This is a genomic window from Nonomuraea bangladeshensis, from assembly GCF_039529455.1.
Classification (GTDB): Bacteria; Actinomycetota; Actinomycetes; order Streptosporangiales; family Streptosporangiaceae; genus Nonomuraea; species Nonomuraea bangladeshensis.
Genome location: NZ_BAAAMV010000010.1, coordinates 257,209 through 278,113, shown reverse-complemented (window position 1 = coordinate 278,113; position 20,905 = coordinate 257,209). Strand labels below are relative to the sequence as shown.

The 20,905-nt window shown below is 72.8% G+C and carries 23 protein-coding genes; 9 read left to right on the top strand and 14 right to left on the bottom strand.

Features of this window, described 5'->3' with window-relative positions:
* The first annotated feature begins 30 nt into the window (after window positions 1-30).
* Window positions 31-456 carry a CBS domain-containing protein gene (locus ABD292_RS33905; protein ID WP_344214609.1) on the top strand — a complete coding sequence of 142 codons (426 nt, stop codon included), beginning with the start codon at window positions 31-33 and terminating at the stop codon, window positions 454-456.
* Window positions 457-512: 56 nt separating this feature from the next.
* On the opposite strand, the gene ABD292_RS33900 is transcribed toward ABD292_RS33905, so the two are convergent.
* A complete protein-coding gene (locus ABD292_RS33900; RefSeq protein ID WP_344214607.1) occupies window positions 513-1,499 on the bottom strand; it encodes a carbohydrate kinase family protein in 987 nt (328 codons plus the stop codon).
* Window positions 1,500-1,597: 98 nt separating this feature from the next.
* Window positions 1,598-1,951, bottom strand: coding sequence for an iron-sulfur cluster insertion protein ErpA (erpA, locus tag ABD292_RS33895; protein WP_242381778.1), 354 nt, complete (start codon window positions 1,949-1,951; stop codon window positions 1,598-1,600).
* A 179-nt stretch (window positions 1,952-2,130) separates the two neighbouring features.
* On the opposite strand from erpA, the gene nadA reads away from it, so the two are divergent.
* Entirely contained in the window at window positions 2,131-3,282 is a 1,152-nt protein-coding gene (nadA, locus tag ABD292_RS33890) for a quinolinate synthase NadA (protein WP_344214604.1), read from the top strand.
* Between the two features lie 4 nt (window positions 3,283-3,286).
* On the opposite strand, the gene ABD292_RS33885 is transcribed toward nadA, so the two are convergent.
* From ABD292_RS33885 to ABD292_RS33860, 6 genes are read right to left on the bottom strand one after another with little or no spacing between them, the layout of a single operon-like run.
* A complete protein-coding gene (locus ABD292_RS33885; RefSeq protein WP_344214602.1) occupies window positions 3,287-3,937 on the bottom strand; it encodes an SIMPL domain-containing protein in 651 nt (216 codons plus the stop codon).
* A 13-nt stretch (window positions 3,938-3,950) separates the two neighbouring features.
* The gene (locus ABD292_RS33880) at window positions 3,951-5,312 is read right to left on the bottom strand and encodes a DUF998 domain-containing protein (RefSeq protein ID WP_344214600.1); all 1,362 of its coding nucleotides are present in this window, start codon (window positions 5,310-5,312) and stop codon (window positions 3,951-3,953) included.
* A gap of 25 nt (window positions 5,313-5,337) precedes the next feature.
* A complete protein-coding gene (gene pspAB, locus ABD292_RS33875; protein ID WP_344214598.1) occupies window positions 5,338-5,895 on the bottom strand; it encodes a PspA-associated protein PspAB in 558 nt (185 codons plus the stop codon).
* A 5-nt stretch (window positions 5,896-5,900) separates the two neighbouring features.
* The gene (htpX, locus tag ABD292_RS33870) at window positions 5,901-6,800 is read right to left on the bottom strand and encodes a zinc metalloprotease HtpX (protein WP_344214596.1); all 900 of its coding nucleotides are present in this window, start codon (window positions 6,798-6,800) and stop codon (window positions 5,901-5,903) included.
* Window positions 6,801-6,805: 5 nt separating this feature from the next.
* Window positions 6,806-7,084: a PspA-associated protein PspAA gene (gene pspAA, locus ABD292_RS33865; RefSeq protein WP_344214594.1), complete on the bottom strand. Its 279-nt coding sequence runs from the start codon at window positions 7,082-7,084 to the stop codon at window positions 6,806-6,808.
* Entirely contained in the window at window positions 7,081-7,887 is an 807-nt protein-coding gene (locus ABD292_RS33860) for a PspA/IM30 family protein (RefSeq protein ID WP_344214592.1), read from the bottom strand. The genes pspAA and ABD292_RS33860 overlap by 4 nt, the downstream gene beginning before the upstream one ends.
* Before the next feature lie 152 nt (window positions 7,888-8,039).
* Here ABD292_RS33860 and ABD292_RS33855 point away from each other — a divergent pair, with 152 nt between their 5' ends.
* Window positions 8,040-8,624, top strand: coding sequence for a DUF3043 domain-containing protein (locus ABD292_RS33855; RefSeq protein ID WP_344215051.1), 585 nt, complete (start codon window positions 8,040-8,042; stop codon window positions 8,622-8,624).
* A 71-nt stretch (window positions 8,625-8,695) separates the two neighbouring features.
* On the opposite strand, the gene ABD292_RS33850 is transcribed toward ABD292_RS33855, so the two are convergent.
* Window positions 8,696-9,700: an SMI1/KNR4 family protein gene (locus ABD292_RS33850; protein ID WP_344214590.1), complete on the bottom strand. Its 1,005-nt coding sequence runs from the start codon at window positions 9,698-9,700 to the stop codon at window positions 8,696-8,698.
* A gap of 57 nt (window positions 9,701-9,757) precedes the next feature.
* On the opposite strand from ABD292_RS33850, the gene ABD292_RS33845 reads away from it, so the two are divergent.
* Window positions 9,758-10,759 (top strand): aldo/keto reductase family protein, encoded by a 1,002-nt coding sequence (locus ABD292_RS33845; RefSeq protein WP_344214588.1) that lies wholly within the window; start codon window positions 9,758-9,760, stop codon window positions 10,757-10,759.
* Window positions 10,760-10,837: 78 nt separating this feature from the next.
* Here ABD292_RS33845 and ABD292_RS33840 read toward each other — a convergent pair whose 3' ends face one another.
* On the bottom strand, window positions 10,838-11,044 hold the full coding sequence (locus ABD292_RS33840; RefSeq protein WP_344214586.1) for a hypothetical protein: 207 nt from the start codon (window positions 11,042-11,044) through the stop codon (window positions 10,838-10,840).
* A gap of 118 nt (window positions 11,045-11,162) precedes the next feature.
* On the opposite strand from ABD292_RS33840, the gene ABD292_RS33835 reads away from it, so the two are divergent.
* Window positions 11,163-12,152 (top strand): bifunctional adenosylcobinamide kinase/adenosylcobinamide-phosphate guanylyltransferase, encoded by a 990-nt coding sequence (locus tag ABD292_RS33835; protein ID WP_344214584.1) that lies wholly within the window; start codon window positions 11,163-11,165, stop codon window positions 12,150-12,152.
* A 9-nt stretch (window positions 12,153-12,161) separates the two neighbouring features.
* Here ABD292_RS33835 and ABD292_RS33830 read toward each other — a convergent pair whose 3' ends face one another.
* On the bottom strand, window positions 12,162-12,962 hold the full coding sequence (locus tag ABD292_RS33830) for an ABC transporter ATP-binding protein (RefSeq protein WP_344214582.1): 801 nt from the start codon (window positions 12,960-12,962) through the stop codon (window positions 12,162-12,164).
* 33 nt (window positions 12,963-12,995) lie between these two features.
* Here ABD292_RS33830 and ABD292_RS49070 point away from each other — a divergent pair, with 33 nt between their 5' ends.
* Window positions 12,996-13,976, top strand: a complete 981-nt coding sequence (locus ABD292_RS49070) for an adenosylcobinamide-GDP ribazoletransferase (RefSeq protein WP_425565218.1) — start codon at window positions 12,996-12,998, stop codon at window positions 13,974-13,976.
* A gap of 107 nt (window positions 13,977-14,083) precedes the next feature.
* Here the strand turns inward: ABD292_RS49070 and ABD292_RS33815 are convergent, their stop codons facing one another.
* From ABD292_RS33815 to ABD292_RS33805, 3 genes are read right to left on the bottom strand one after another with little or no spacing between them, the layout of a single operon-like run.
* Window positions 14,084-15,016 carry a CPBP family intramembrane glutamic endopeptidase gene (locus ABD292_RS33815; protein ID WP_344214580.1) on the bottom strand — a complete coding sequence of 311 codons (933 nt, stop codon included), beginning with the start codon at window positions 15,014-15,016 and terminating at the stop codon, window positions 14,084-14,086.
* The gene (locus tag ABD292_RS33810; protein ID WP_344214578.1) at window positions 15,013-15,996 is read right to left on the bottom strand and encodes an SdpI family protein; all 984 of its coding nucleotides are present in this window, start codon (window positions 15,994-15,996) and stop codon (window positions 15,013-15,015) included. The genes ABD292_RS33815 and ABD292_RS33810 overlap by 4 nt, the downstream gene beginning before the upstream one ends.
* Complete coding sequence (locus ABD292_RS33805) at window positions 15,993-16,352, bottom strand: GntR family transcriptional regulator (RefSeq protein WP_344214576.1); 360 nt, start codon at window positions 16,350-16,352, stop codon at window positions 15,993-15,995. The genes ABD292_RS33810 and ABD292_RS33805 overlap by 4 nt, the downstream gene beginning before the upstream one ends.
* Before the next feature lie 108 nt (window positions 16,353-16,460).
* On the opposite strand from ABD292_RS33805, the gene ABD292_RS33800 reads away from it, so the two are divergent.
* Genes ABD292_RS33800 through sucB form a run of 3 tightly spaced genes read left to right on the top strand, consistent with a single transcriptional unit; the run spans window position 16,461 to window position 20,887 of the window.
* Window positions 16,461-17,942, top strand: coding sequence for a leucyl aminopeptidase (locus ABD292_RS33800; RefSeq protein ID WP_344214574.1), 1,482 nt, complete (start codon window positions 16,461-16,463; stop codon window positions 17,940-17,942).
* Window positions 17,943-17,993: 51 nt separating this feature from the next.
* Complete coding sequence (gene lpdA, locus ABD292_RS33795; protein WP_344214572.1) at window positions 17,994-19,358, top strand: dihydrolipoyl dehydrogenase; 1,365 nt, start codon at window positions 17,994-17,996, stop codon at window positions 19,356-19,358.
* A gap of 38 nt (window positions 19,359-19,396) precedes the next feature.
* Complete coding sequence (gene sucB, locus ABD292_RS33790) at window positions 19,397-20,887, top strand: 2-oxoglutarate dehydrogenase, E2 component, dihydrolipoamide succinyltransferase (RefSeq protein ID WP_344214570.1); 1,491 nt, start codon at window positions 19,397-19,399, stop codon at window positions 20,885-20,887.
* Window positions 20,888-20,905 lie beyond the last annotated feature (18 nt).

Sequence of the window (20,905 nt, the reverse complement as noted above, 5' to 3'; positions counted from 1 at the left end):
TACAGAAAGCAGATCGACCGGGGGTGAGCCATGACCAGCGGACGCGAGACCGCCCGCGACGTGATGAGCACGGGAGCCGAGTGCATCGGCGCGCACGAGACGCTCGACCGGGCGGCGCAGCTGATGCGCACCCACGGGGTGGGCGCGCTGCCGGTGTGCGGTCCTGACGAGCGGGTGACGGGCATCATCACCGACCGCGACATCGTGGTGAAGTGCGTGGCGGCGGGCCACGACCCGTCGCAGGTGACGGCCGGCGAGCTGGCGACGGGCCTGGTGTGGGTGAGCGCGGACACCAGCGTCGAGGAGGCGCTGGCGCGCATGGAGGAGCACCGCATCAAGCGCCTGCCGGTGATGGACGGCGACCAAATCGTCGGCATGATCAGCGAGGCCGACCTGGCCCAGCACCTGCCTGACGACCAGCTCGCCGAGTTCGTGCACCGCGTGTACGGCGACTGAGGAGCCGCACACGGAACGCCCCCGCCACTGGCGGGGGCGTTCCTCGTTCCCGACTGCTACGGGTGGTGGCAGCGGACGTGCGCGCCGACCTCGGCCGCCGCGTCCGCGCCGTAGGCGGCGGCGAAGCGCTCCAGGAAGGCCGCCTGGCCGAGCTCGTACTCCTGGCCGCCCACCCGCTCCAGCACGTGCGTGGCGGTGAGGTTGCCGACCTGGCCGCAGCGTTCCAGCGACAGGCCCCAGGCCAGCGCGGACAGGAAGCCGGCGCGGAAGGCGTCGCCGACGCCGGTGGGGTCGGCCTTGCCGCGCTCGGGCGAGGGCGCGACCTGGATCGAGGGCTCGCCGGCGCGGTCGATGACGGCGCCCTTCGGGCCGAGCGTGGTGATCCGCACACCGACCCTGGACAGGATCTCCTCGTCGGACCAGCCGGTCTTCTGCTCGATCAGGCCCTTCTCGTAGTCGTTGGAGAACAGGTAGGCGGCGCCGTCGACGAGCTGGCGGATCTGGCCGTCCTCCATGCGGGCGAGCTGCTGGGAGATGTCGGCGGCGAACGGGATGCCGCGCTGGCGGCACTCGTCGGTGTGCCGCAGCATCGCGTCGGGGTCGTTGGGGCTGATGAGCACGAGGTCGAGCCCGCCGAGGCGGTCGGCGACCGGCTTGAGCTCGATGAGCCGCGCCTCGGCCATCGCCCCGGTGTAGAAGGAGGCGATCTGGTTGTGGTGCTCGTCAGTGGTGCACAGGAAGCGCGCCGTGTGCCGGGTCTCCGAGACGTGCACCGAGTCGCAGTCGACCCCGTGGCGCTCCAGCCAGGACCGGTAGTCGGCGAAGTCGTTGCCGACGGCTCCCACCAGGACGGGCCGCAGGCCGAGGCAGCCCATGCCGAAGGCGATGTTGGCGGCGCAGCCGCCGCGCCGGATCTGCAGATCGTCGACCAGGAACGACAGTGACACCCGGTCGAGCTGTTCGGCGATGAGCTGCTCGCCGAAACTGCCGGGGAACGTCATCAGATGGTCTGTCGCGATGGAGCCGGTGACGGCGATGCGCACGGGATTCTTCTTCCTCGTTGTCAGCAGGCCAATAAGCCCCCCGAGAATACGCGAAGGTCCCGCGCGCACAAAGGCGAGCGGGACCCTGGCGGCGCCGGCTAGTTGAACGAGTCGCCACAGGCGCAGGAGCCGGTGGCGTTGGGGTTGTCGATGGTGAACCCCTGCTTCTCGATCGTGTCGACGAAGTCGATGGAGGCGCCCATGAGATAAGGAGCGCTCATCCGGTCGGTGACCACGTTGACGCCGCCGAACTCCGACACCACGTCGCCGTCCATCGAACGATCGTCGAAGAAGAGCTGGTAGCGCAGGCCGGAGCAACCGCCCGGCTGCACCGCGACCCGAAGCTGCAGCCCCTCCTCGCCCTGCTGCTCAAGCAGGCTCTTGACCTTCGCGGCGGCCGCGTCGGTCAGGATCAGGCCCTGCGTCGTGGTCTCGCTGCTCTCAACCGTCATCTCGCTGACTCCCTAACTGGGCTGTCTTGTTCTCGACGTCCTACCTAATGACGCTACCAACACCCGGGCCATGCCACACATTCCCGGGTCCCCCACCTCAGGGAACAACCGCCTTCCCCCGTGTGTCATAGTGAGTATCGTCTTTCTGACGATAAGTGCCTCATGAGGGGAGTGTGGCCATGGCCACCGAGACTGGGCTTCCGCTCTTCGTGCTGGGCCGGGGCGCCGATCCGCACAGCGAGCAGGGCGTCGACTGCCCCGGCGAGCTGCCGCCCGCCTCGGACCCGGGGCTGGTGGAGCGCGCCCGCAAGGCCAAGGAGGCGCTGGGCGACCGGCTGTTCGTGCTCGGCCACCACTACCAGCGCGACGAGGTCATCCAGTTCGCCGACGTGACGGGTGACTCCTTCAAGCTCGCGCAGCAGGCGGCGGCGCGGCCGGAGGCGGAGTACATCGTCTTCTGCGGCGTGCACTTCATGGCCGAGTCCGCCGACATCCTGACCGGCGACGCCCAGAAGGTCGTCCTGCCCGACCTGGCGGCCGGCTGCTCGATGGCCGACATGGCCACCTTCGACCAGGTCGAGGAGTGCTGGGAGGCGCTGGAGGACGCCGGGCTGGCCGAGCGGGTGGTGCCGGTCACGTACATGAACTCCAGCGCCGACATCAAGGCGTTCTGCGGCCGCAACGGCGGCGTCGTCTGCACCTCCTCCAACGCCCGCCGGGCCCTCGACTGGGCCTTCGAGCGGGGCGAGAAGGTGCTGTTCCTGCCCGACCAGCACCTCGGGCGCAACACGGCGGTGCTGGAGATGGGAATGACGCTCGACGACTGCGTGGTGTGGAACCCGCACCGGGCGGACGGCGGCCTGACCCGCGAGCAGCTCGACCGGGCGAAGATGATCCTGTGGCGCGGCCACTGCTCGGTGCACGGCCGCTTCACGGCCGAGTCGGTGGACGACGTACGGGCCCGCATCCCCGGCGTCAACGTCCTGGTGCACCCCGAGTGCCGGCACGAGGTCGTGCTCAAGGCCGACCAGGTCGGCTCGACCGAGTACATCATCAAGACGCTGGAGGCCGCCCCCGCCGGGTCGAGCTGGGCCGTCGGCACCGAGCTCAACCTGGTCAAGCGGCTGGCGGCGATGTTCCCCGACAAGAACGTGTCGTTTCTGGACCGCACGGTCTGCTACTGCTCGACCATGAACAGGATCGACCTGCCCCACCTGGTGTGGGCGCTGGAGTCGCTGGTGCTGGGCGAGGTCGTCAACCAGATCACGGTCGACCCCGACACCGCCCACTGGGCGCGGGTCGCCCTCGACCGGATGCTCGCCCTGCCGTAGGCCGTCACCGGGCGAACTCGTAGCCGACCCTGACCGTCACCGCGAGGCTCTGGCGGCCGGGGGCGAGCGAGGACCGGTCCTCGGCGACGCCCGCGGCCGCGAACGTCAGCGGCTGCGGGCCGCCGCCCCTGACGTCCTCGGCGACCGACGCCACCCGGCCGAGCGGGCGGCCGGCCAGCTCGGCGTACCTGGCGGCCTTGGCGGCGGCGTCGCGGAAGGCCCGCGTCCTCGCCTCGGCGAGGGCGGCGGCCGGGTCGGACACCTCGAACGCCATCCCGTTCAGCCGGGCCTCCTCTCCCACCCCGGCGACCGTGTCGATCACCCGGTCGGCCCGCGCCAGGTCGCGCACCACGACCTCGACGCCCTGCGCCGCGCGGTAGGCCGACACCTTGGGGTAGGACTCGTACTCGGGGCCGAGCGACAGCTCGACGGTGCGTACGTCCTCGTCCGCGACGCCCTCCTCGCGCAGCGCCCCGGCCAGGCGGGCGGCGGCGGCGCGGGCCGCGGTGAACGCCTCCGCGGCCGACTGCCTGCGGGCCTCCACGCCCGCGTACAGGCGCAGGACGTCCGGCGCGGCCAGGACCGCGCCCTCCCCGACGACGGTGATGTCCACGATGGCGTCCTCCCAGGACTCCGGCTCGGTGCCCGCCGCCATTGTCGCGCGCCCCTCACTCCGTGGCCAGGACCGCGTCCACGATCATCCGGGGGTCACGGAGCTGGAGGCGGCGGCGGGCGTGCGGCGCGCGGACCAGCCGGCCGCCCAGCTCGGCGGCCAGCCGCCGGGCGCAGCCGTCGTCGCGGCCCGCGGCGAGCACGGTCACCGGCACCTCGGGCAGCGGCTTGTCCGCGCGCAGGCGGCGCAGGTCGGCGGCCATGCCGCGGCGGGCCAGCCACTCCCCCGCCACCGCGACCGGCACCTTGCCCATGCGGTAGACGTCGTGCGGGTCCGGCATCCCGGTCAGCCGCCGGTGCGCGGCCGGGCCGGTCAGGCGGGCCAGCGCCGCCGCGCCCCACGTGCCGCCGAGCGCGGGCAGGCACCGGCCGAGCGCGTGCGCGGCCGCGGGCGGCTGCCGCCGGTCCGGGCAGGCCGGCTCGACCAGCACGAGCGCCGCCACGCAGAGCGGATGCAGCCGCGCGAACGCCTCCGCGTGCCAGCACGCCACCCCCTGGGCGACGACGGTGACCCGTTCGGGGTGCGCGGGGGCGAGCGCGGCCAGGCGGGCGGCCTCGGCGTACAGGCTGGGCGGGGCCGGTGAACGCGGGCTCAGCCCGAGCCCCGGCCGGTCGAAGCGGATGACCCGGCGGGCGCCGGACAGCCCGCGCGCCACCGCGTCCCAGTGGAACCAGGCGCCGGCCTGGCCTCCGGTGACGAGCACGGCGGGGCCGCCGCCCTCCTCGACCACGTGCGGGGGGCCGTGCGCGGTGACCGGCCACTCGGCGACGAGCAGGCGCAGCGCCACGTACACGAGCCAGACGGCGACGAGCGTGAGCAGGGCGCGGTCGGCGAGGCCCGCGCCGCGCCCCGCGGCCAGCGCGACCCCGATCAGCGCCGTGGCGGCGACCGCCAGTGCGGTCATCACCCAGGCCGTACGGGCCCGCCACCGCGCCGCGAGCAACGCCATGGCGGACAGCGCCGAGGCCGTGCACAGCGCGCCGGCCGCCAGGTGCGCGAGCCGGCTCGGCGGCGGCCAGGTCTCGCCGCAGCCGGGATCGCTGAGCACCGCGCAGTCCAGCGGCAGCGCCGCCCCCACCGCCAGGAGCAGCCCGTACGCGGCCAGCGCCGCCCACCCCGGCCCCTCCCCCTCCACGCGCGGCGCCAGCGCCACGCCGAGCAGGCAGGACAGCCCCGCGAGCGCGTCGCTCACCCGGAACAGGCGCGTCCACGGCTGGTCACGGGCGGCGAGCTCGCTGACGTAGCCGTTGGCACGGTCCACCGCCGGCGTCGTGAACTGGCCGGTGATCCAGGCGCTGCCCAGCACGGCCGCCACGATGAACGCCGTGGCCGCGAGCACGTACAATCGTCGCTCCACGTGACGATTAGACCACTATGGGTTATTACACCCCTGGAGCACCCCATACCGGGAACCATCTGCCGAGATCGGACTCAAGCGGCAGCTCGCCGTCCAGCACCCCTCTGACCTGGAGTTCGAGCGCGTTGTCGCGCTTCTGACCGGGCAGCGGCGCGAACGGGTAGAACGTTCCGCGCTTGTAGAGGTAGACCACGGCGACCCGGCGCCCCTCGGGATCGGCGAAGGACACCAGCGAGCACAGCAGCGACGCGCCGAACCCGGCGCCCTCCATCGAGGAGTTGACCGCGTGCAACTCGGTGACCAGGTCGGCGACCGCCTCCGGCGGCCGGCTGACCAGCAGCCACGTGTAGCCGTAACCGTCGTCGCTCTGCACCACGCGGTCGCCGAGCAGCGCCTTGACGTCACGTTCGAGCGTGGCGAAGGCGCCGCCCTCGGCCGCGCGGAAGGCCACCGAGCCGAGGCCGGTGGGCGCGAGGCCCGTCGCGGCCTGGAGCGTCACGGCCGCCGACGGCAGCGCGAACAGCGCGTCGAGGTCGGGCTTGGCCGGCTTCGACCGGCCGAGCAGCGCATCGAGCCAGCCCATGTGGCTCAACCCCTTCCGAGCTGCGCGGAGATGCCGGCGAGCTGCTGCAGCCGGCGCTCCAGCGATGGGTGGGTGGAGAACAGGGCCGCGATCGACTGACCCCCGGACAGCGCCGGGGCGAAGTAGAAGGCGTTGAACGCCGACGCCTCGCGCAGGTCGCGGGTCGGGATCCTGGCCATCTCGCCACTGATCTTCGTCAGCGCGCTGGCCAGCTCGGACGGGCGCTGCGTGAGCAGCGCGCCCGCGCGGTCGGCGGCCAGCTCACGGTAGCGCGACAGGGCGCGGGTGAGCAGGAAGCTGACGGCGTACACGAGGACCGAGACGAGCAGGATGATCGCGCCGACCGGGACGCCGCCCTGGCCGTTGTTGCGCCGGCCGCCGAGCCCGCTGTAGAGCGCGAAGCGGGTCATGAGGCCGGCCACCAGGCCGAGGAACGACGCGATCGTCATCACCGCCACGTCGCGGTGCGCGACGTGCGACAACTCGTGCGCGAGCACCCCTTCGAGCTCCCGCGGCTCCAGGCGCCGCAGGATGCCGGTCGTCACGCAGACGACCGCGTTCTTCTGGTTGCGGCCGGTGGCGAAGGCGTTGGGGACATCGGAATCCGCGATCGCCACCCGCGGCTTGGGCATGTCGGCCAGCGCGCACAGCCGGTCGATCATGCCGTGCAGTTCGGGGGCCTCCTCCGGCGAGACCTCCCGCCCGTGCATCGCGAACAGGGCGATGCGGTCGGACAGGAAGTACTGCGCCAGCAGCAGGAGGCCGGCCACCACCAGCACGGTCAGCGCCCGGACGCCGAGGGCGATCAGGACGCCGACGAACACCACGTAGAGCAACCCGAGCAGGAACATCGTCACGACCATCCGGCGGGTGAGGCCGCTGTCGGGCGCGAAACGCGTGCGCACGGTGCTCAGCCCGGAATGAGGCCCTGGTCGCCCAGCATCTCCCGGACCTCTTCGATCGAAGCGTCCGCGGGGGGAAGGATCAGCTCTGACGGCTCAAGGCTGTCGTCCGGCAGGGACTTGCCCACAGCGCGCACCTTGTCGAGCAGCGCGTGCAGCTTGACGCGGAACGCCTTCTCGTCGCCGGTCTCGATGGCGGCTTCGAGCTCGCTGTCGAGCTCGTTGAGCACGGCGATGTCGTCGGGCGAGATCTCGGTCTGACCCTCGCCCATGATTCTGACGATCATGCGTTCTCCCCGGGCTGACGCAGGTGCTGGGTCTGGCCCTGCTGGTGCGGCTGGGCCTGCTGCTGCGGCTGGCCCTGCTCGATCGCGGACTGCGGGGCCGGGCCCTGACCGAGCTCGGCCTTCATCCTGGCCAGCTCCAGCTCGACGTCCATGCCGCCGCCCATGCGGTCGAGCTCGGCCTGGATGTCGTCGCCGCGGCTGCCGGTGACGTCGTCGAGCGCGCCACTGGCCAGCAGCTCGTCGATCGCGCCCGCGCGGGCCTGCATCTGCGCCGTCTTGTCCTCGGCGCGCTGGATCGCCAGGCCGACGTCGCCCATCTCCTCGGAGATGCCGGAGAACGCCTCGTTGATGCGCGTCTGCGCCTCGGCGGCGGTGTAGGTGGCCTTGATGGTCTCCTTCTTCGTGCGGAAGGCGTCCACCTTGGCCTGCAGCCGCTGGGAAGCCGTGGTCAGCTTCTCCTCCTCGGCCTGCAGGTTGTCGTGCTGGACCTTGAGGTCGGCCATCTGGCTCTGGATGCCGGAACGCCGCTGCAGCGCCTCGCGCGCGAGGTCCTCGCGCCCGACCGACAGCGCCTTGCGCCCCTGCTCCTCAAGCTTCCTGGCGGACTGCTCAAGACCGTTGAGCTGCAGCTCCACCCGTTTACGCGACGTGGCCACGTCGGCCACACCCCTGCGCACCTTCTGCAGCAGCTCCAGTTGCCGCTGGTAGGAGTAGTCAAGGGTCTCGCGCGGATCCTCCATCTTGTCCAAGGCCTTGTTGGCCTTGGACTTGAAGATCATCGAAAGTCTCTTCATCACGCTCATGCGCGTCGGCCGTCCCCTTCTAGGTCGTGCTGGTGTTCACCCAATGCAGCGCAGCCGCCTTGGGATTACCCTACGCATAACGCACGGGGGCGTCACTAAGTTGCAGTCCAGGTAGGGTTGACGTCGTGTTGCGACGCCGTTCCCAGACCTCAGTGGACGACACCCCCGTCCCCGTTGACGATCCTAAGCCCCAGGGTAAAGGTCGTCCCACACCCAAGCGCCGCGATCAGGAGAGCCGCCGGCGCCAGCCCGTGCACGCGCCGAAGGATCGCAAAGAGGCCTACCGGCAGATGCGGGCCAAGCAGGCCGCCGAGCGCGAGCGCGCCCGCAAGGGCATGCTCGCTGGTGACGAGCGCTATCTCCCGGCCAGGGACAAGGGCCCGGCGCGCAAGTTCGCCCGTGACTGGGTCGACTCGCGGCGGCTGCCGAGCCAGTATTTCCTGCCGTTCTCGCTACTGATCCTGCTGGCCACCTGGGTGCCGTGGCCCATCGAGATCCGCGCGGCGGTGCTCAACATCGTGATCGCCGTCGGCTGGCCGATCATGATGATCGGCGTGGTGGTCACCGGCGTCTACGTCGCGTGGAAGGTGAAGCGGGAGGTGGCGAGCAAGCTGCCGGACGAGAGCGTCAAGGGCGTGGGCTTCTACGCGGCCATGCGGGCGCTGCAGATCCGCAAGCTGCGCTTCCCGCCGCCCACGGTGGCGCCCGGCGGCAAGCCGGTCCCCCCGAAGCGCTAGAGATCCCCGTACGGGGACCGCGCACGAGGAGCCAAGGGGCTCCTCGTGGGGGGCGCGGCCCTCGACGAGGCTCAATCGCGCGGCGGGTTCTCCGCCTGCCAGCGCAGGACGCCGCGGACCACGGCCGGCCGCCGGCCGTCCAGCGGCGTGCCCTGTTCCAGGGCGTCGGCGACGGCTCGCACCAGCGCGTAGTAGGACGGCATGCGCGGGGCCATGCCGCCGTCCGCGCCCTCCCAGAGCAGCCCGCTCCCCGCGGCGTCGGCGACGGCGTACGACGGCGCGGACGCGGCGGAGCCGGTCGTGGCGAGGAACGGGATCCACGTGCCCTCCCAGCCGTCCGGCGAGTGCCGGCCGCACAGGAGCCGCCACGAGTCCCTGATCTGCCGGATGCCGAGGTTGGCGGACCCGTCCGCCCAGAACCCGAGCCCGAACGCCCACCGGCCCCGCGACCCGTTGTGACGCAGGAGTGAGGCGCGCAGGTCGTCGGGGAAGTCCACGCCCATCTGGGCCTCGGCGACGGCGATCGTACGGGCCCGGCCGGGGCCGGCCAGCGTGCGGTAGGTCCGGGGGGCGTTCGCCCTGAGCCAGCGCTCGACGCGCCGCCACTGCCGGTTCACGGCCCGCCGCACGGCGGGGTCGATCGGCCGCACCGCCACCGGACGGGAGACGGGCGCGCAGGCGCTCCCGCCCTCCTGCGGCGCCGGCGTGACCGCGGGAGGCGTCGCCACGGGGCCCGTCGCCTGCGGGGTCGTGGCGGGACGGAGCGGTCCAGAGGTCCCCGTGGGCACGGCGACGCCGGGCGTCCCCCGCGCGACGGTCGCGCCCGCCAGAGGGGTCGGCGAGGCCGAGGCGACGCCCAGGGTCTCCCGGGGGATCAGGGCGAGGGTCAGGACCAGCGCCACGAGCGCCGCGATCCCCGCCCAGACCCATCCCATCCGCGCGCTGCTCACGGACCCGCCCAGGGGCGTACGCGAAGGCTCCGTACGCCGCTCGGGCAGGCGGGCCCGGCGGCGCAGCCGGATCGCGATCGCGGTCAGGACGGCCGCCGTCAGCGCCAGCCGTACGAGCTTCAGCACGTCGCGCACCCTATCCCGAAACCGATCACCCCATGTGCCGGGATTAAGGTCGGACCTATGGAATTCCGACACCTCGGTCGCAGCGGTCTCAAGGTCAGCGAGATCAGCTACGGCAACTGGCTCACGCACGGCTCCCAGGTCGAGGAGGACGCCGCCAAGCAGTGCGTGCAGGCGGCTCTCGACGAGGGCATCACCACGTTCGACACCGCGGACGTCTACGCCGGCACCAAGGCGGAGGAAGTGCTCGGGCGGGCGTTGAAGGGCGTGCGCAGGGAGTCGCTGGAGATCTTCACCAAGGTCTACTGGCCGACCGGCCCCGGCCAGAACGACCGCGGCCTGTCCCGCAAGCACATCACCGAGTCCATCAACGCCTCCCTGCGCCGTCTCCAGACGGACTACGTCGACCTCTACCAGGCGCACCGCTTCGACCACGAGACGCCGCTCGAGGAGACGCTCAAGACGTTCGACGACCTCGTCCGCCAGGGCAAGGTGCTCTACGTCGGCGTCAGCGAGTGGACCGCCGACCAGATCGCCCAGGCGCTGAAGATCGCCGACGAGATGGGCTTCGACCGCATCGTCTCCAACCAGCCGCAGTACTCGATGCTCTGGCGGGTCATCGAGAGCGAGATCGTGCCGCTGAGCGAGAAGGAGGGCGTGGGCCAGATCGTCTGGTCGCCGATCGCCCAGGGCGTGCTGACCGGGAAGTACCTGCCCGGCCAGCAGCCGCCGGAGGGCTCCAGGGCCACCGACGCCGCGGGCGGCAGCGCGATGATCGCCCGGTTCATGAACGACGACGTGCTGACCCGGGTGCAGGAGCTCAAGCCGATCGCCGCCGACCTCGGTCTCAGCATGGCGCAGCTGGCGATCGCCTGGGTGCTGCAGAACCCCAACGTCTCCAGCGCGATCGTCGGCGCGAGCCGTCCCGAGCAGGTGCGCGACAACGTCAAGGCGGCGGGCGTCAAGCTGGACCAGGACGTGCTGCGGCGCATCGACGACGCGCTCGGCCCGATCGTCGAACGCGACCCCGCCAAGACCACGAGCCCCCGTCCCCGGGCGTGACCCCCGTCAGACGCTAGACACAGCAAGAACCCCTTGGGCCGCGACCTGGCCCAAGGGGTTTTTCTTCAGTCCGGAACGTCACTCCTGGCGCAACGACAACCCCGCGTACTCGACGCGGTCCTCCTCGAGCAGGGCCACCTGTTCGACGCCCGATTCGAGCAGGTCACGCCAGTTCTCGCCGAGCCAGGACTCCGCGTCCGCCTGGCTGGGGAAGACCTCTCGCGGCAAAGGGCGGTCCGTCACCTCAGCACCACTCGCGTTCTCGTAACGCCACCGCCATGTCATGCCACACGCTCCTTCTCCGCGGGTTCGCCGGCGCGCCTTCCGACGGCAATCGAACCCTACCCGTGAACGACCGCCCGCAGCGGGCGGCGCCGTGCGGGCTCTCTGTACGCTCGGCGCGGTGGAAGTGCTTCTCTCCGGCACGGCGGGCCGGCCCGAGCCCGGCTGCCGCTGCGTCTCCTGCCTCTCCCCCGAGGGGTTGCCCGCCGGTCGTCGCCGTCCGTTCGAGGTGCTGGTGGACGGGCGTGTCCCCTTCCCCTTCGCCGACGTGCCGCCCGGCTACCGCGCCTGGGGCGGCGGGCTCGGGCTGACCGGCCCGGACGGCGGGACGCTGCTGTGCGTGCCTCCGGGGCGGGAGCCGCCCGCGGACCTGCCCGACCGGCTCGACCTGGTCCTCATCGACCTGCTCGACCGGCCGGAGCGCCTCGGGCGGCTGCGGCGTACGCATCCGGGGGTCGCGGCGGTGGCTGTCGGGCTCGACCACCGGGTCCGCTCGGAGGCGGAGCTGGACAGGCGGCTGCGCCTGTGGGGCGCCCTGTCCGTGCCGGACGGGACCGTGCTGCGGACGCCCGCGACGGGAGCCGGCCGCCACGCGGGGCGGCGGGCGTTGCTGCTGGGCGGGTCGCGTTCGGGCAAGTCGGCCGAGGCCGAGCTGCGGCTGGCGGCCGAGCCGTACGTGACCTACGTCGCCACCGGCCCAGGCGGCGCGGGGGACGGCGAGTGGGCGGCCCGCGTACGGGCCCATCGGGAGCGCCGGCCCGCGCACTGGGACACGATCGAGACCACCGACCTGGTCGCGGCCCTCTCAGGGGCCACCACGCCGCTGCTCGTCGACGGTCTCGGCACGTGGCTGGCGGCGGTGTTCGACGAGCACGGGGCGTGGGAGGGCGACCGGGCGCCGGTCCTGCGGCGGTGCGACGAGCTGGTGGCCGCCTGGCGGCAGGCGCCGCGGACGGTGGTGGCCGTGTCGGACGAGGTGGGGATGGGCGTGGTGCCGGCCACGGCCAGCGGGCGCGCCTTCCGTGACGCGCTCGGGCGGCTGAACCAACGGCTCGCCGCCGAGTCGGAGTACGTCGCCCTCGTCGTCGCCGGCCGCGTCATGGAGCTGTGAGAGGGCCCGTCAGGGGCGGAGGGCGCGGGCGTACCAGCGGCCGTCGAGCCGGTCCACGTGCAGGGGCCGGCCGAAGCACTCGGAGAGGTTGCCCGGCGTGAGCACGCCGGACACCGGCCCGGCGGCCAGCACCCTGGCGTCGCGCATGAGCATGGCGTGCGTGGTCGTCGCCGGCACCTCCTCCAGGTGGTGGGTGACGGTGATGGTGGTGAGGACGGGCCGGGTGGCGGCGAGGTCCTCGACGGCGGTGATGAGGTCCTCGCGGGCCGGCAGGTCGAGCCCCGCGAACGGCTCGTCGAGCAGCAGCACCGCCGGATCGGCCATGAGCGCCCTGGCCACCCGGATCCGCGCCCGCTCCCCCTGGGAGCACACCCGGAACGGCCGGTCGGCGAGGTCCTTGCAGCCCAGGTCGGCGAGCAGCCGGTGGGCCCGGTCACGCTCGGAGTCGCCGTACTTGTCCCACAAGGGAGCACTCGTCCCCGTGTGGCCGGTGAGCACCACGGTGAGGGCGGTCGCCCCCTCCTCCTCCATCAGCCCCTCGTCGACGAGCCGCTGGCTGGCCGCGACCAGGCCGAGGTGGCGGCGCAGCTCGCGCAGGTCGACCCGGCCGAGCCGGTGGCCGAGCACCTTGACCGTGCCCGCGCTGGGGTGGCGTACGGCGGCGGCCAGCGAGAGCAGCGTCGTCTTGCCCGCGCCGTTGGGGCCGAGGATCACCCAGTGGTCGCCGTAGTCCACCTGCCAGTCCACGCCGTCCAGCAGCGTCTTGCCGGTGACCCGGACCGCTACGTCTTCGAGTTCAACCACGTGCATCCCGCCACCCTAGTGGCCCTAGGATCGTCCGCCATGCGGCACCTCACGGACGGACTGCGGTTCGCGGTCGGCACGCTCAGCGTCTTCCCCGTCCGTGTCGAACGAGTGGACCGCCAGGTCGCGGGGCAGGCGATGACGCTGGCGCCGGTCATCGGGCTGGCGCTCGGCGCGGTCGCCGGGCTGCCGCTGCTCCTGCCCGTCCACCCGCTGCTCGGCGCGGCCCTGGCGGTCGGCCTGCTCGCGCTGCTGACCCGTGGCCTGCACCTGGACGGGCTGGCCGACCTGGCCGACGGCCTGGGCAGCGGCAAGCCCGCCGATCAGGCGCTCAGCATCATGAAAAAGTCGGACATCGGGCCATTCGGTGTGATGACGCTGCTGCTCGTGCTGCTCGCGGAGGTGGCGGCGCTGGCGGGCACGGGCGCGGGGTACGCGGCGCTGGTGACCGCCTGCGTGGCGGGGCGGCTGGCGCTGACCTGGGCCTGCCGGCCGAGGGTGCCCGCCGCCCGGCCCGAGGGGCTGGGGGCGGCGGTCGCCGGATCGGTACGCCCGGCCGCCCCCTGGCTCGTCACCCTGGCCGCACTGCTCGCCTTCGCGGGCCTCGGGCTGAGCGTCGACGCCGGGACCTGGGGCGGCGCGCCTCGTACGTGGGCGTCGGCCGTCGCCGGGTGGCTGACCGGCGCGGACGAGCGGGCCCCCGAGCCCGGGCTGTCCTACAAGGGGCTCGGCGATTACGCGGAGAGCTTCAAGGAGCCCGGGAGCGTTCTCGAAAGGCTGCTGTCCGATAGGGCGATGTCGTCCAACGGGATCATCACCGCCGACGAGGCCGTGGGATACGGCCTGGGCCTGCCGGCGCTCCTCGCCCTGCCGATCGCCCTGCTCGCCGGCCTGCTGGCCGCCCTGGCGCTGCTCCGGCGGGCCCGCCGCCGCCTCGGCGGGATCACCGGCGACGTCCTGGGCGCGCTGGTGGAGACCGCTGCGGCGGCGACGCTGGTGGCGTACGCCGTCATGGGCTGAGACGACGAGCTGAGACGACGAGCTGAGACGGCCGGACTCAGACGGCGGGCCCAGAGACGAGCGGGCTCAGACGAGCGGGCTGAGACGAGCGGGCTGAGACGGCGGGCTCAGACGGCGGGCTCGGCCGTGGGCGCGGGCTCCTGAGGCGCGGGCGGCGCGGGCGGGACGGACGGGCGGGGCGGGGCGAACCGGAGCAGCACCGCGCCGACCACCGCGAGCAGCGCCCACCCCACGAGCCCGGTGATCCCGGCCAGCACCTCGTTCGGCGGCGAGGCGGGGTCGCCGAGCAGGAGGGCGTTGGCGGCGACGGCGTTCAGCGAGCCGTGGGCCACCACGGCGGGCCACACGCTCCCGGTGCGCAGCCGCAGCCAGCCGAACAGCACCCCGGCCAGCACGCAGAACCCGACGAAGAACAGCGCCGCCCACGACCCGAGCCGCGGGTAGTTGTAGCCGAGCAGGGTGAGCGGCGCGTGCCAGAGCCCCCAGATCACGCCCGACAGCAGCAGCCCGGGCAGGACGCCGTTCGCGGCGACGAGCCGGGGCAGCAGCCAGCCGCGCCATCCCCACTCCTCGCCGAGCGCGGGGATGGCGTTCAGCAGGGGGCCGGCGACCACGCCGAGCACGAACTGCAGCGCGAACATCTGCCCGAGGTCGCCGGGGACGGGCACGCCGCGCGACTCGTACACCTCGCGCAGCAGGCCCAGCTCGTCCAGGTCCAGGGCCATGAGCCCGACCGCGACGCTGAGCCCCAGCGCCACGAAGATCAGCACGGGCACCCCGATCCAGGCGCCGAGGACGTACCGGCCGGTGCGGCCCTTGCGCTCGCCGAGCGTGAGCCCGGTCTCCCTGGCCCACTGCCGGAACGGCGCGCGCGTGAGCGCCCACGCCCCGAGCACGCCCACGGTGGGCGTGAACATCATCAGCGTGGCCGCCACGGTGGTCAGCGGCGAGCCGAGCCCGCCGCCGAGCCAGACGGGCAGCGCCGCCGCCCAGGCGAGCCCGAAGGCGAGGACGAGGAAGACGATGAGAGGCTTTTTCATGATTCGACCCGCTCCGCGATGAGGGCGTTGATGAGGGAGGCGCCGCGCGCGGCGTCGTCGACGCTGACGGCCAGCTGTCCGCCGGACCGGTAGCCGATGACCAGGCACTCGCCGCCGCGCAGCATGATGGTGGCCCCGCCGGGCAGGCCGCGGAACCCCCATCCGCCGACCTGGCTGGGGTGGCGCTCCTCCGACCAGGCCGAGGCGATCTTCGACAGCGGGATGCGGCGGGCCGGCACCCGCAGCAGCCCGATGCCGATGACGACCTGGCCGCCGCTGACCCGGACCGACGCCTGCGTGGTCAGCAGCCCGATCACCAGGACGATGAGCAGGCCGGGCAGGACCGACCCCATCAGGCTCCCGTCGACCACGCCGAGCAGCTGGAGGGCGCCGAGCACGAGGAGCACTGCGGTGTCGGCCACGGTGATCAGGGCCAGCCAGGGGTTGAACACGTGACCGACCCAGACGGCCCGCTGGCCCGGCCGCAGGCGCAGGCTCGGCGGCTCCCGGCGCTCGTCCGAGGACTCGTCCGGCCCTCCCCTGCCCAGGTAGCCCGCGAGCGCCGCGGCGGCGAGCGCGGCGGCGACGACCAGCAGCGGGTGCACGACCCCCAGCTCGGCCTGCGTCCAGTCGGTGACGTCGAGGTTGGCGAGGACGCCGGAGAGGTTGACGCCGAGGGCGAGCACGCTCAGCCCGAACAGCGCGCCCCACCAGCCCATGCGGCCCTGCCGGCGGGCCAGCGTCCGCCCTCCGAACGCCGTGACCAGCGCCACGATCCAGGGCACCACCCAGAGCAGGGTCACCGTGAGCACGTACGCGGTGAAGGACTGCGAGCCGTCGGGCCGGTCGCCGGCGCCCCAGTGCGAGGCCATGGGGTCGGGCAGCCGGTCACGCAGCGCGAGGGGCAGCCCTATTTGCGCGGCGGTCACGAGCAGGCCCCAGGCCGTCGCCGTCGCTCGCGCCGTCACTCGGGGGTTCATGGGAGCTCCTCCAGGATCGTGATGAGGTCGTCACGGCCGTAGCCGTATCTCCGGGCCTCCTCCAGCAGCTCTCTGGCGCGCTGGACGAGCAGGGCGCGGCCCGCGACCTGCTCGCTGGCCGGTCCCGCGACGCTGACGCCCCGGCCGCGCCGGAACTCCAGCAGGCCCTCGTCGCGCAGGTCGCGCAGCGCGCGCAGCACGGTGTTGGGGTTGATGCCGAGCGCCTGGGCGAGGTCCCTGGCGGGCGGCAGCCGGTCACCGGGGACGTAGGAGCCGTCCCCGATGGCGCGGCGGATGGCGCCGGCGACCTGCTCGTGCAGGGGCCGGGCGTCATTGAGGTCGAGCGTCAGCAGCATGATGCTAATGAGACTAGCACCATGTCGCAGAGATCGGCGACCGCCACTGATTTGTAGGATGAACCCCTGTTTGTGAGTAGCCAGAAGACGTGGATAGCATCGGTTTACGTGACCACTGTGCGGCTGAACTCAGCAGATCCCGTCTCTTTCGACACCGACGCGTTGATCGTCGGCTTCACGGCGGGCCAGGACGGACCGGCCCCCGCCGCGGGCGCCGAATCCCTCGACGCGGCCTTCGGCGGCAAGCTGGCCGCCTCGCTCGGCGCGGTCGCCTTCTCCGGCAAGAGCGGTGAGCTGGCCAAGCTGCCCACCTTCGGCGCCGTCACCGCCCCGCTGCTGGTCGCGGTCGGCCTCGGCGACTCCTACGACGCCGAGGCCCTGCGCAGGGCCGCGGGCGCCGCCGTACGCTCGCTGGCCGGCACCGCTCGCGCCGCGCTCGCGCTGCCCGCGGGCACGCCCGAGGAGGTCGAGGCCGTCACCCTCGGCGGCCTGCTCGGCGCCTACTCCTTCGGCCGCTACCGCACCACCGGCGACCAGAAGGAGCCGGTGGCGGAGCTGACCGTGCTCTCCGACCAGCCCGAGTCCGCCGCCGAGTCCGCCACTGGGCGCGCGCAGGTGCTGGCCGCGTCCGTCACGCTCGTCCGCGACCTGGTCAACACGCCGCCCTCCGACCTGTGGCCGGCCAAGTTCGCCGAGATCGCCGAGCAGGTGGGCGGCGAGGCGGGGCTGAGCGTCGAGGTGCTCGACGACAAGCAGCTGCGCGACGGCGGCTACGGCGGCCTCATCGGCGTCGGCCAGGGCTCGGTCAACCCGCCGCGGCTGGTCCGCCTGTCCTACACCCACCCCGAGGCCACCAAGACCCTCGCGTACGTCGGCAAGGGCATCACCTTCGACTCGGGCGGCCTGTCGCTCAAGCCGTCCGCGGCCATGGACTGGATGAAGTCCGACATGGGCGGCGCGGGCGCGGTGTTCGGCGCGCTGGTCGGCATCGCCCGCCTCGGCCTTCCGGTCAACGCCGTCGGCTACCTCTGCCTGGCCGAGAACCTGCCGAGCGGCACCGCGCAGCGCCCCTCCGACGTCCTCCACAGCTACAGCGGCAAGACCGTCGAGGTGCTCGACACCGACGCCGAGGGCCGCCTGGTGCTGATGGACGGCATCGCCCGCGCCGCCGAGGACAACCCCGACCTCATCGTGGACGTCGCCACCCTCACCGGCGCGCAGATCGTCGCGCTCGGCTGGCGCACGGCCGGCGTCATGGCCAACGACGACGCCATCAGGGAGCTGGTCGTCGAGGCCGCCGGCGCCGCCGGCGAGAACGCCTGGGGCATGCCGCTGCCCGAGGAGCTGCGCAAGGGCCTCGACTCCCCGATCGCCGACATCGCCAACCTCCACCCCGAGCGCTTCGGCGGCATGCTGACCGCCGGCATCTTCCTCAAGGAGTTCGTGCCGGACGGCGTCCGCTGGGCCCACATCGACATGGCAGGACCCGCGTTCAACAAGGGCGAGCCGTACGGATACGTCCCCAAGGGCGGCACCGGCGCGATCACCCGCACCCTGATCGGACTCGCCGAGCGGCACGCGAGCATCTGAAACAGATGAAAAGATGAGCCATCACGAACACCCCGACCAAGGAGCCTTCCTGTGGCCTACGACATCGTCGTCCTAGGTGGCGGCAGCGGCGGTTACGCCTGCGCGCTGAGGGCCGCCGAGCTGGGCAAGTCGGTCGTCCTGATCGAGAAGGACAAGATCGGCGGCACCTGCCTCCACCGGGGGTGCATCCCCACCAAGGCGCTGCTGCACTCGGCCGAGGTCGCCGACGAGACCCGCGAGAGCGCCTCCTACGGCGTCAAGGCCCGCTTCGAGGGCATCGACGTCCAGGGCGTGCACGCCTTCAAGGACAAGATCGTCACGCGGGCCTGGAAGGGCGTGCAGGGCCTGCTCAAGGGCGCGGGCGTGACGGTCGTCGAGGGCGAGGGCCGGCTGGTCGGCCCCGACCGGGTCCAGGTGGGCGAGGAGGTCTACGAGGGCCGCAACCTCGTCCTCGCCACCGGCTCGGCCCCGCGCTCGCTGCCCGGTCTGGAGATCGACGGCGAGCGCGTCATCACCAGCGAGCACACACTGCGCATGGACCGCGTGCCCAGCTCGGTGATCGTGCTCGGCGGCGGCGTGATCGGCGTCGAGCTGGCCAGCGTCTACCGGTCCTTCGGCGCCGAGGTGACGATCGTCGAGGCGCTGCCGCACCTGCTGCCCCTGGAGGAGGAGTCGAGCTCCAAGCTGCTGGAGCGGGCCTTCCGCCGCCGCGGCATCAAGTACGAACTGGGCGTCTTCTTCGACGGCGTCAAGACCACCGAGACGGGCGTCGTGGTCACCCTGGCCAACGGCAAGACGCTCGACGCCGAGCTGCTGCTCGTCGCCGTCGGGCGCGGCCCGGTCTCGGCCGGGATGGGCTTCGAGGAGCAGGGCGTCACCGTCGAGCGCGGCGCGGTCGTGGTCGACGAGCACTGCCGCACCTCGGTCCCCGGCGTCTACGCCATCGGCGACCTGATCCCGACGCCGCAGCTCGCCCACGCCGGCTTCGCCGAGGGGATCATGGTGGCCGAGCACATCGCGGGACTCAACCCGCCGCCCATCAACTACGACGGCGTGCCGCGCATCACCTACTCCGACCCCGAGGTGGCCTCGGTCGGCATCACCTCCGCCCAGGCGGCCGAGCGCGGCATCGAGATCGTCGAGCAGGTCTACGACCTCGCGGGCAACCCCAAGAGCCAGATCCTCGGCACCTCCGGCGCGGTGAAGGTCATCGCCCAGAAGGACGGCCCGGTCGTCGGTGTCCACATGGTGGGCCGGCGCATCGGCGAGCTCGTCACGGAGGGCCAGCTGATCTACAACTGGGAGGCGCTGCCCTCAGAGGTCGCCCAGCTCATCCACGCACACCCGACCCAGTCCGAGGCGATGGGTGAGGCCATGCTGGCCCTGGCCGGCAAGCCGTTGCACGTACACAACTAGTCCAGCCCTCGAGATCAGAACGCGAGAGAAGAATAACGATGCCGGTCTCCGTACAGATGCCCCAGCTCGGCGAGAGCGTGACCGAGGGCACCGTAACCCGTTGGCTGAAGAAGGAGGGCGAGCGCGTCGAGGCCGACGAGCCGCTCCTCGAGGTGTCCACCGACAAGGTCGACACCGAGATCCCGTCGCCGTCCGCGGGTGTCCTCACGAAGATCGTCGTTGCCGAGGACGAGACGGTCGAGGTCGGCGCGGAGCTGGCCGTCATCGACGAGAACGCCCAGGAGGGCGCGGCCGCCCCGGCCGCCGAGGCCCCGGCGCCGCAGGCCCAGCCCGAGCCGGAGCCGGAGCCCGAGCCCGCCCCGGCTCCGCAGGCCTCCTCCATCCCGCAGCCTGCGCCCGCGCAGCCGACGCCGCCGCCCGCCCCGGCCCCCCAGCCGGCCCAGCAGCCCGCGCAGCAGCCCGCGCCCCAGGCCCAGGCCCAGGCCCCGGCTCAGGCTCAGGCTCCGGCGCAGCAGGCCGCCGAGCCCACGCCGATCCCGTCGTCCGGCGAGAGTCCCTACGTCACGCCGCTGGTGCGCAAGCTCGCCAACGAGCACGGCGTCGACCTCGAGGCGATCAGCGGCACCGGCGTGGGCGGCCGGATCCGCAAGCAGGACGTGCTGGAGGCCGCCAAGGCGCAGCGCGAGAAGGCGGCGGCCCCGGCCGCCCAGGCTCCCGCCGCCGCCCAGGCCGCTCCGGCCGCCCAGGCTCCGGCCGCGCAGGCCCCGGCCGCCGCGGCGCCCGAGGCGGTCGAGGTCGACACCACGCTGCGCGGACGCACCGAGAAGATGTCGCGGCTGCGTCAGACCATCGCCAAGCGCATGGTCGAGTCGCTGCAGACCGCCGCGCAGCTCACCTCGGTCGTCGAGGTCGACGTCACCAAGATCGCGCAGCTGCGGGCGCGGGCGAAGGACGACTTCTTCCGCCGCGAGGGCGTGAAGCTGACCTTCACCCCGTTCTTCGCGATGGCGACGGTCGAGGCGCTCAAGCAGCACCCCAAGCTCAACGCCACGATCAACAACGAGACCAACGAGGTCACCTACTTCGACGTCGAGAACCTCGGCATGGCGGTCGACACCGAGCGCGGCCTGCTCGCCGCGGTCGTCAAGAACGCCGGCGACCTCAACCTGGCCGGTCTGGCCCGGAAGATCACCGATGTCGCCGAGCGCACCCGCAACAACCAGGTGACGCCCGACGAGCTCACCGGCGGCACGTTCACGCTGACCAACACCGGCAGCCGCGGCGCGCTGTTCGACACCCCGATCCTCAACCAGCCGCAGGTCGGCATGCTCGGCACGGGCGCGGTCGTCAAGCGTCCCGTCGTGCTCGACACGCCGCAGGGCGAGGTCATCGCGGTGCGCTCGATGGTCTACCTCGCGCTGACCTACGACCACCGCCTGGTCGACGGCGCCGACGCCGCCCGCTTCCTCACGACGATCAAGCGTCGTCTGGAGGAGGGCCGCTTCGAGGCGCAGCTCGGCCTCGCGTAAGGCTCCACCCGGACGGCC

Coding starts and splice junctions, on each gene's coding strand:
- ABD292_RS33905 (WP_344214609.1), top strand. CDS start 31: ATGACCAGCGGACGCGAGACCGCCCGCGACGTGATGAGCACGGGAGCC.
- erpA (WP_242381778.1), bottom strand. CDS start 1,951: ATGACGGTTGAGAGCAGCGAGACCACGACGCAGGGCCTGATCCTGACC.
- nadA (WP_344214604.1), top strand. CDS start 2,131: ATGGCCACCGAGACTGGGCTTCCGCTCTTCGTGCTGGGCCGGGGCGCC.
- ABD292_RS33885 (WP_344214602.1), bottom strand. CDS start 3,937: ATGGCGGCGGGCACCGAGCCGGAGTCCTGGGAGGACGCCATCGTGGAC.
- pspAB (WP_344214598.1), bottom strand. CDS start 5,895: ATGGGCTGGCTCGATGCGCTGCTCGGCCGGTCGAAGCCGGCCAAGCCC.
- pspAA (WP_344214594.1), bottom strand. CDS start 7,084: ATGATCGTCAGAATCATGGGCGAGGGTCAGACCGAGATCTCGCCCGAC.
- ABD292_RS33860 (WP_344214592.1), bottom strand. CDS start 7,887: ATGAGCGTGATGAAGAGACTTTCGATGATCTTCAAGTCCAAGGCCAAC.
- ABD292_RS33845 (WP_344214588.1), top strand. CDS start 9,758: ATGGAATTCCGACACCTCGGTCGCAGCGGTCTCAAGGTCAGCGAGATC.
- ABD292_RS33840 (WP_344214586.1), bottom strand. CDS start 11,044: ATGACATGGCGGTGGCGTTACGAGAACGCGAGTGGTGCTGAGGTGACG.
- ABD292_RS33830 (WP_344214582.1), bottom strand. CDS start 12,962: ATGCACGTGGTTGAACTCGAAGACGTAGCGGTCCGGGTCACCGGCAAG.
- ABD292_RS49070 (WP_425565218.1), top strand. CDS start 12,996: ATGCGGCACCTCACGGACGGACTGCGGTTCGCGGTCGGCACGCTCAGC.
- ABD292_RS33815 (WP_344214580.1), bottom strand. CDS start 15,016: ATGAAAAAGCCTCTCATCGTCTTCCTCGTCCTCGCCTTCGGGCTCGCC.
- ABD292_RS33810 (WP_344214578.1), bottom strand. CDS start 15,996: ATGAACCCCCGAGTGACGGCGCGAGCGACGGCGACGGCCTGGGGCCTG.
- ABD292_RS33805 (WP_344214576.1), bottom strand. CDS start 16,352: ATGCTGCTGACGCTCGACCTCAATGACGCCCGGCCCCTGCACGAGCAG.
- sucB (WP_344214570.1), top strand. CDS start 19,397: ATGCCGGTCTCCGTACAGATGCCCCAGCTCGGCGAGAGCGTGACCGAG.